Here is an 8,161-nt window from a genome sequence, read left to right on the forward strand (position 1 = left end):
GCAATATTCACATGGGCCATGTGCGCAACTATTCCATAGGCGACGTCATGGCGCGTTTCCGCCGCATGCAGGGGTACAATGTCCTGCATCCCATCGGCTGGGACGCCTTCGGTCTTCCGGCGGAAAACGCGGCAATCAAGCACGGCACGCATCCCGGGAAGTGGACGTATTCCAATATCGATAACATGCGTGCCCAGCTTCAGCGCATGGGCTACTCCTACGATTGGCGCAGAGAAGTGGCCACCTGTCGTCCGGAATATTATCGCTGGGAGCAGGAATTTTTCCTCAAGTGCCTGGAAAAGGGCCTTGTCTACCGCAAGAAGGCTCCGCAGAATTGGTGCCCGAGCTGCCATACCGTGCTGGCCAATGAGCAGGTGGTGGACGGCAGGTGCTGGCGTTGTGATTCCCCGGTGGAGCAGAAAGACCTCACACAGTGGTTCTTCCGCATCACCGCCTATGCCGACGAGCTGCTCGCCGACCTTGAAAAGCTGGAGAAGGGTTGGCCTTCCCGTGTGCTCACCATGCAGCACAACTGGATAGGTCGCTCCACCGGTGCGGAAATCGTGTTCCCGCTGGAAGGGCGCGAAGGCGAAATCAGGGTGTTTTCCACCCGCGCCGACACGGTGTTCGGCGTCACCTTCATGACGCTGGCTCCGGAACACCCGCTGGTGGAATCCCTCATTGCCGGGCGTGAGAACGAGGCTGAGATCCGCGCGTTCATCGAACGCACCCGCAATATGGACCGCCTGGACCGTCAGTCCGAGACTCTGGAGAAGGACGGCGTGTTCACGGGCGCGTACTGCCTGAATCCCTTTACCGGTGACCGCATCCCTATCTGGCTCGGCAATTTCGTGCTGGCCGACTACGGTACCGGAGCAGTCATGGCTGTGCCTGCTCACGACCAGCGCGACTTCGATTTTGCGCATAAGTTCGGCATTGCCATTAAAGTGGTGGTGAGCCCTGAAGGGCAGGAACTCGTTCCTTCCGAGATGACGGAAGCTTTCGTAGATCCGGGGTTCCTGGTCAATTCCGGTGAATTTTCCGGCATGCCCAATGAAGAAGGCAAGGAAGCCATTATCAAAAAGCTGGAGGCAATGGGCAAGGGCCGCGCCACGGTGAACTATCGTCTGCGCGACTGGAATATTTCCCGCCAGCGTTACTGGGGCGCTCCCATCCCGGTGGTGTATTGCGAAAAGTGCGGCGTACAGCCCGTGAAGATCGAGGATCTCCCCGTGCGGCTGCCCTTGGATGTGAAGACCTGTGAGGACGGTCGTTCCCCCCTGCCCGATACGCCTTCCTTTGTGGATACGGTGTGCCCCTGCTGCGGAGGTCCCGCCCGCCGCGAGACGGATACCATGGACACCTTTGTGGAGTCTTCCTGGTATTTCGCCCGCTATACCTCCGCCCGCAAGGAGGACGCCCCCTTCGACATGGAGGCGCTCAAGTACTGGATGCCTGTAGACCAGTACATAGGAGGTGTGGAGCACGCCATTCTTCATCTTCTCTATTCGCGTTTCTTTACCAAGATGCTGCGGGATTTCGGCTACTTCCCCGCCGGTATGGACGAGCCCTTCAAGAACCTGCTCACGCAGGGCATGGTGCTGCTCGGCGGCAGCAAAATGTCCAAGTCCAAGGGCAATATCGTCGATCCCGACGCCATGGTGCAGAAATACGGTGCGGATACGGTGCGCCTGTTCTGCCTGTTTGCGGCTCCGCCGGAACGCGACTTCGACTGGAGCGACAGCGGCATTGAGGGCTCCTACCGTTTTGTGAGCCGCGTGTGGCGCATGTTTGCCGAAATGCAGCCGATCCTGAAGCCTGTGCTTCCCTGCTCGGATCTTGCTCCCGCCGCGAGCGACGCCATACGCTCCCTGCGCATGAGCGAGCACGCCACGGTGAAGAAGGTGGGCGAAGACATTGCGGAACGCAACCAGTTCAACACCGCCATTGCCGCCATCATGGAACTGGTGAACGCGGTGAACCAGTACCGCGAGGAGCTTTCCTCTACAGAAGAAGGCCGCAACGCGCTTTCCTCCGCCATGTCTACGGTGCTTGCCATGCTCTTCCCCTTTACGCCGCACATGTGCGAGGAAGTCTGGCAGGAGCTGGGGCATACCGACTCCCTGGATGATGTACGCTGGCCCGCATGGAGCGAGGATGCCCTGAAGCGCGACGTCGTGACGGTGGTCGTGCAGGTGAACGGCAAGCTGCGCGGAAAGGTGGAAGTGCCAGCCGGTTCCTCTAGGGAGGAACTGGAAAAGGCTGCGCTTGCCGAGCGTTCCATACAGAATCATATTGCCGGAAAGACGGTGCGTAAGATCATTGTTGTGCCCGGCAAGCTGGTCAACATCGTGGCCGGATAAAAAGCATGAAAGGGCCTTCCCTTCCCCTTCGGAAGAGGGAGGGAAGGCCTGAAAGCGGCGGCGCTCCGGCTGTTACGGCGCGTATGTTTCAAAAAGTGTCTGCCGCTGCACGGAAGAGGGTGGGGCGAGCCTGAAGCTGCCCTTCCTGTGCTGTGCGTGTCGTTCGCTCAAGAGGGAAAGTCCTTCCCTGAAATGTGTCGGAAAAGAGCATTGAAGGGCATGCAGCCAAGAGGGAATGCCTGATGAGAAAACAATGGGGAACATGGAAGAGACTGACGGCTGCCGCAATCTGCTGCCTGAGCCTTGTTGCCGGAGGCTGCGGCTATACGCTGGACGGCTATTCTTCCAGCAGCTCGCGTGCCGAGAGCGTGCTTGGCGACGGCAACCAGACGCTCAGGATAGACAAGGTGGAGCAGGTCACCATGTACCCCTGGGTGCAGTATTATCTGCGCGGCATCACGCGTGATGAAGTGAACCTGCGTCGTCTGGCACGCTGGGTGGACAGCGGGAATGCCGATTATCTGCTCACCATCAACATGCCCGGTTTCCGGGTGCGCTCTTCCATATCCAACAGGGTGGACAATACCCTGCTCAGCGATACGGTGGTGCAGCTGGAACTTGTGGTCCGCAGCGGCAAATCGGGCAATGTGGTATGGCGTTCCGGCGTGATTTCTTATTCCGACAAATTTGAAACTGTGGATGAGTCCAGCGCTATCCGCGACGGGCTCAAGGAAGCGCTCCGCCGCGCGCTCGACCGCATGCAGCAGAAATTCTGACCATCCTTCAGTCTTTCGGCTGCTCTCTCGGAAATTCCTGTTTCCCCAAAGGGAGAGGCCGTGCGGCGGCCAGGCATGGGATAAACGCTCCAGAGGCATTTTCATGGACAGTCCCGGCTTCTTTTTCTGTATCTGCCCCGACGGAGCGCTGCTTCGCGAGTACCTTGAAGGGGAACTTGTCGCGCCGTTGCGTGCGGAGGGGAGCGTTCCGGACGTGCAGTTTTTCTGGGCAGACGAAGGGCTTGACCGCCGCTTCTGGGACAAGCTTACTTTGCTCGGCATGGACGGCCGCTCCCGCATGCTTGTGGTGCGCGGAGCAGAGCAGCTTCCCGCTGAAACCTGGAAGAAGCTTTCCGCCGTCCTGGGTATGCCGCGTCCCGGCATTCTCCCAGTGTTCTGCCTGGAAGGAGCGTGGGAAAAGGGGCAGCCCAAGCTGCCTGCGCACATAGCCAGGCTCAAATGTCTGGCATTTGCCGAGAAAAAGCAATGGATCTGGCGTGTTGCCGGGCTCGAGGCGCGTTCCTTGGGCAAGTATGTGCAGAAGCGCGCGTCAGCCATGGGCCTGCGCATGACGCCGGAAGCTGTGAATGCTCTTTCGGAAATGCTTATTCCCGACGCCTTTGCCGTACATAATGCACTGGAACAGCTCTTTCTGGCTTCTCCAGACGGCTCGGCGGATGAATCTCTGGTGCGTCAGATGACGGAGTTTGCCCCGGAAGCCGTCATTTTCGATATGATCCGCCAGCTTGAGCAGGGCAATGCCCGTGCCGTGTGGAAGGCTCTCCTGCGGGCCGGAGACGGCGGAGAATCCCTGCTTTTTCCTTTACTCTCGCTCATGGCCCGTGAGGCACGCATCTTGTGGCAGCTGAACGCCGGGGAAAAGGTGTTCGTGCCGCAGTATGTGGAAAAGGAAAAGCGTGGTCTTGCGGCGAGGCTCGGCTTTGCGGGTATTGCCGGTATTTTTGCCGTGTTGCAGAAGGCGGAGTTCTCCGTGAAAAGTGGGGCCCGGCAGCCTTTGCAGGCCATGGAGGAACTGGTGGCCGCTCTTTCCCTGACCTTTTCCGCTTCCCGTAAAGAAGCGCCGTATCTTCGCTGAACCTTCATGAAAAAGGACGTGCCTCTTTCCGAGGCGGAACTTCGTTCCGGCCACAGAAAGCGCCTGCGTGAGCGTTTCCTTGCCGAACCTTCCGCTCTGCCCGATTACGAACTTCTGGAACTTGCGCTCGGCTGTGTGTATCTCCGCCGGGACAACAAAATACTTGCCAAGCGTCTCCTGGGGCGCTTCGGCAGTTTCGACGCGCTGCTTTGCGCCTCGACGGAAGAGCTTGCCCAAGTGGAGGGCTGCGGTCCGGCTGTTGATAGTTTTCTTTCGCTCCTTCGGGAAATCATTGCCCGCTCTTCCCAAAGCACCGTACAAAAGAAAAGCCCCGTGACGCTGTCTGATCTGATTGAGGTGGGCAGGCGGCGTCTCGCACATTGTGTTGATGAAGAAGTGTGGGCTGCGCTTCTGGACAAACAGAACAGGCTGCTTATGTTTAAAAAGATCCGCCAAGGCTCTTTGAACCATGTGGCTCTGGAGCCTCTTGAAGTGGTGGAGCTCATGGTCAGGAATCATGCGAGCAGCCTGGTTCTCATGCATAACCATCCTGGCGGGGCATATCAGCCTTCTCAGGAGGACAGAGTGCTGACAGAACGCATAGCCCTGGCGCTCCGGCATCTGGGCCTGTTTCTACATGATCATGTGATCATCACTTCCGAGGCATCTTTCAGCATGATGCAGGATCGCCGCATCGAACTGCCGAAAAGATAGGTACGGGATTTGCCCGAACGAGGATAGCATGAGCGATACGCAAAAAACGCTTTCCGCAAGGCCGGAAGAAGATAGGAATAAACTGCCGGATCAGGACAGGGATGCCTCTGCTCCCGTGGAGGCGCGCGAGAACGGGAAACAGGAGCATGACGGGGGAGGAACTTCCGGCGAAGGGCCTTCCGACGAGGCTGACGCACCCGTCATCCCTTCCGTGCTTCCGGTTTTGCCCCTGCGTGACAGCGTGGTGTTCAATTCCATGATCGTGCCGCTGTTCGAGGGCCGTGAAAAAGCCTTGGATACGGTGGAGTTCGCGCTGAACGGCAACCGCTATCTTCTGCTCTGCACCCAGCACGACGCCTCCGTCGAGGAGCCTCTGCCCGAAGAGCTGTATACCGTGGGTTCCGTGGTTATGATACTGCGCATGATCAGGATGAACGACGGGCAGGTGAAGCTCCTGGTACAGGGACTCACGCGCGCCAGAGTGGAAGAGTTCGACAACGACGGCCCCATCCTGCTGGCCCGGGTGAGCCTTCTGGAAGAAAAGGGCGGCGAGGTGTCCGAGGTAGAGCTGGAGGCCATGCTGCGTTCCGCCCGAGAACAGAGCGACAGAATACTGCATCTGCGCGGGCTTCCTTCCGGCGAGATCATGAACGTGCTCAATTCCGTTCAAGATCCGGGCCGTATGGCCGATATCATTGCGGCCAACATGCGTCTGAGTGTTGAGGAGGCGCAGGGCATTCTGGAATGTCTTGATCCTGTGGAACGCTTGCGCCGGGTGAACGCGCACCTTCTGCATGAGGTGGAGATCGCCACCATGCAGGCGCGCATCCAGGGCATGGCGCGTGAGGGGATGGACAAGGCGCAGAGGGAATATTTTCTGCGCGAGCAGCTCAAGGCCATTCACAAGGAACTCGGCGACAGCGGCGAGGACGACGATGAGAACGAGAACCTGAGAAAGGCCCTGGACAAGGCCGGCCTTCCTCCGGATGCGAGGCGCGAGGCCGACAAGCAGCTGCGCAGGCTCTCCTCCATGCACGGAGATTCCGCCGAGGCTACGGTGGTGCGCACCTATCTGGATCTTCTGGCGGAACTTCCCTGGAAGAAAATGTCCCGAGACAGGCTGGATATTGTGAAGGCGGCCGCTATCCTTGATGAAGACCATTACGGCCTTGAGAAGGTGAAGGACCGCATCCTTGAATTTCTGAGCGTGCGCAAGCTGAACCCCGACTCCAAGGGGCCTGTGTTGTGCTTTGTAGGGCCTCCCGGGGTGGGCAAAACCTCCCTCGGACGTTCCATCGCCCGAGCCCTCGGCCGCAGATTCCAGCGCATTTCCCTGGGCGGCGTGCGCGATGAAGCGGAAATACGCGGCCACCGGCGCACCTACATCGGGGCCATGCCCGGGCGCATTATTCAGGCCATACGGCAGGCGGGAACGCGCAATCCCGTGATCGTGCTGGATGAAATCGACAAGCTCGGCAACGATTTTCGAGGAGACCCGTCCTCCGCGCTTCTGGAAGCTCTGGATCCGGAACAGAATTCCCATTTCAGCGATCATTACCTGAACTTGGAATTTGATCTGTCCAAGGTGCTCTTCCTCTGTACGGCCAATCAGCTCGACACTATTCCTCCCGCTCTTCTGGACAGGTTGGAGATCATCCATCTTTCCGGCTATACGGAGCAGGAAAAACTTGCCATTGCCCGCAGGTATCTCATCAGGAGGCAGAGAGCGGAGAGCGGCCTGAAAGAAGGTGATGTGACTTTCCGTGACAACGCCCTCACCCGGATAATTCGCAGCTATACGCGCGAAGCCGGCCTGCGTACCTTGGAGCGCCAGATCGGCGCCGTTTGCCGCAAGCTTGCAAGGCGCAAGGCGGAAGGGGAGAATCCTCCTTTTGTAGTAACGCCCGCGCTGGTGGGGAAGCTGCTCGGTGCGCCGCGTTTTCTCGATGAGGAAAAGGAGGCCGAACTTCTGCCCGGCGTGGCCCTGGGCCTTGCCTGGACGCAGGCAGGGGGCGAAGTCCTTCATGTGGAGGTGAGCACCATGCAGGGCAAGGGAGCTTTGCTTCTCACAGGGCAGCTCGGCGATGTGATGAAGGAAAGCGCGCAGGCTGCGGTGACCTATGCCCGCTCTCATGCGAAAGAGCTGGATATTGATCCGGAATTTTCCCAGAAGCTGGACATTCATATTCATGTGCCCGCAGGAGCCACGCCCAAGGACGGGCCTTCCGCCGGAGTGACGCTGGTTTCCGCGCTGGTTTCCGCGCTGACCGGGAGGCCCGTGCGCGGCGACACCTGCATGACCGGGGAAATCACGCTTCGCGGTAGGGTGCTGCCTGTGGGCGGCATCAAGGAAAAGATACTCGGGGCTGTGGCAAGAGGCCTGAAAAGGGTCGTCATTCCCACGCAGAATACCAAGGATCTGGAAGAAATTCCGGCGGAGCTGCGGCGGAGGGTGGAAATCCATACCGTGGATACCATAGCCGAGCTGCTTGCTCTGGTGCTGGAAGAGAAAAAGTCTGCGGCATAGAGCGCCGCATGATATGTGTTTTCGTCAGGAAAGGAAGGGCTGAGAAGACCCTTCCTTTTCTGGTTAAAAGAATATCCAGCCAGGCTTGGGCAGAAAATTTATCGTTGTGAGAAGATATCAAAGTTCCTTTTGACTTGCTGAGGAAGGGGGCTGGTAACTGCGCCTTCAAGTAAATCAAAAGGAAGTTACGATGAGCGACACAAAGAGTTTAGCGTATACGAAGCTTCAGCCTCAACTATGGCATGCAGCTTCCCGCCGCGAGAACGACCGGCCCATGGAGGTATGGGCGGGAAGTTCTCATTCCCGTACCCCATCAGCTTTCAAGTTGCATCCATCCTTCCTGCGATGAGTGGCGCAGGTTTGCCTCCGAGGGAGTGGGCGGAAGAGGGTGAGAACAGTAATATTGATATTTATTTCACGAAAAAACGGTATTATCTTTCCTGTTATTTCGCTTTGGCATAGTGTACGGAGAAGGAGTCTGCTTATGTCTGCTATTCAAGAGAATCCTTCGTCGCTGCACTTAAAAAGTGTGATCGCCGCCTTGTGGACGGGAAATCTTTTCGCTCCTTTTCTCATGAGCGGCGTGGCCGCCATACTTCCTTCCATAGGGGAGTCGCTGGGGGCTTCGGCTGTGGCGCTTTCCCTCGTGATGGTATGTTATAATCTCGGCCAGTCCATTTCCCAC

General features: G+C 58.2%; 5 protein-coding genes and 1 pseudogene. All 6 read left to right on the forward strand.

The genetic code is table 11. The annotated features are described in order from the left end of the window. Positions 1-2,363: leucine--tRNA ligase (leuS, locus tag K8W16_RS07380; protein ID WP_304122511.1), on the forward strand; the 2,363-nt coding region annotated here is incomplete at its 5' end. Positions 2,364-2,605: 242 nt separating this feature from the next. Then, complete coding sequence (locus K8W16_RS07385) at positions 2,606-3,139, forward strand: hypothetical protein (RefSeq protein ID WP_304122512.1); 534 nt, start codon at positions 2,606-2,608, stop codon at positions 3,137-3,139. A 103-nt stretch (positions 3,140-3,242) separates the two neighbouring features. Beyond that, entirely contained in the window at positions 3,243-4,235 is a 993-nt protein-coding gene (gene holA, locus K8W16_RS07390) for a DNA polymerase III subunit delta (protein ID WP_304122513.1), read from the forward strand. A gap of 6 nt (positions 4,236-4,241) precedes the next feature. Continuing rightward, entirely contained in the window at positions 4,242-4,949 is a 708-nt protein-coding gene (locus K8W16_RS07395) for a RadC family protein (RefSeq protein WP_304122514.1), read from the forward strand. 28 nt (positions 4,950-4,977) lie between these two features. Beyond that, on the forward strand, positions 4,978-7,476 hold the full coding sequence (gene lon, locus K8W16_RS07400) for an endopeptidase La (protein ID WP_369694464.1): 2,499 nt from the start codon (positions 4,978-4,980) through the stop codon (positions 7,474-7,476). 484 nt (positions 7,477-7,960) lie between these two features. Beyond that, a pseudogene (locus K8W16_RS07405) lies at positions 7,961-8,161 on the forward strand (MFS transporter); the annotation flags it as partial.

Source organism: Mailhella massiliensis, assembly GCF_020741395.1.
Classification (GTDB): Bacteria; Desulfobacterota; Desulfovibrionia; order Desulfovibrionales; family Desulfovibrionaceae; genus Mailhella; species Mailhella massiliensis_A.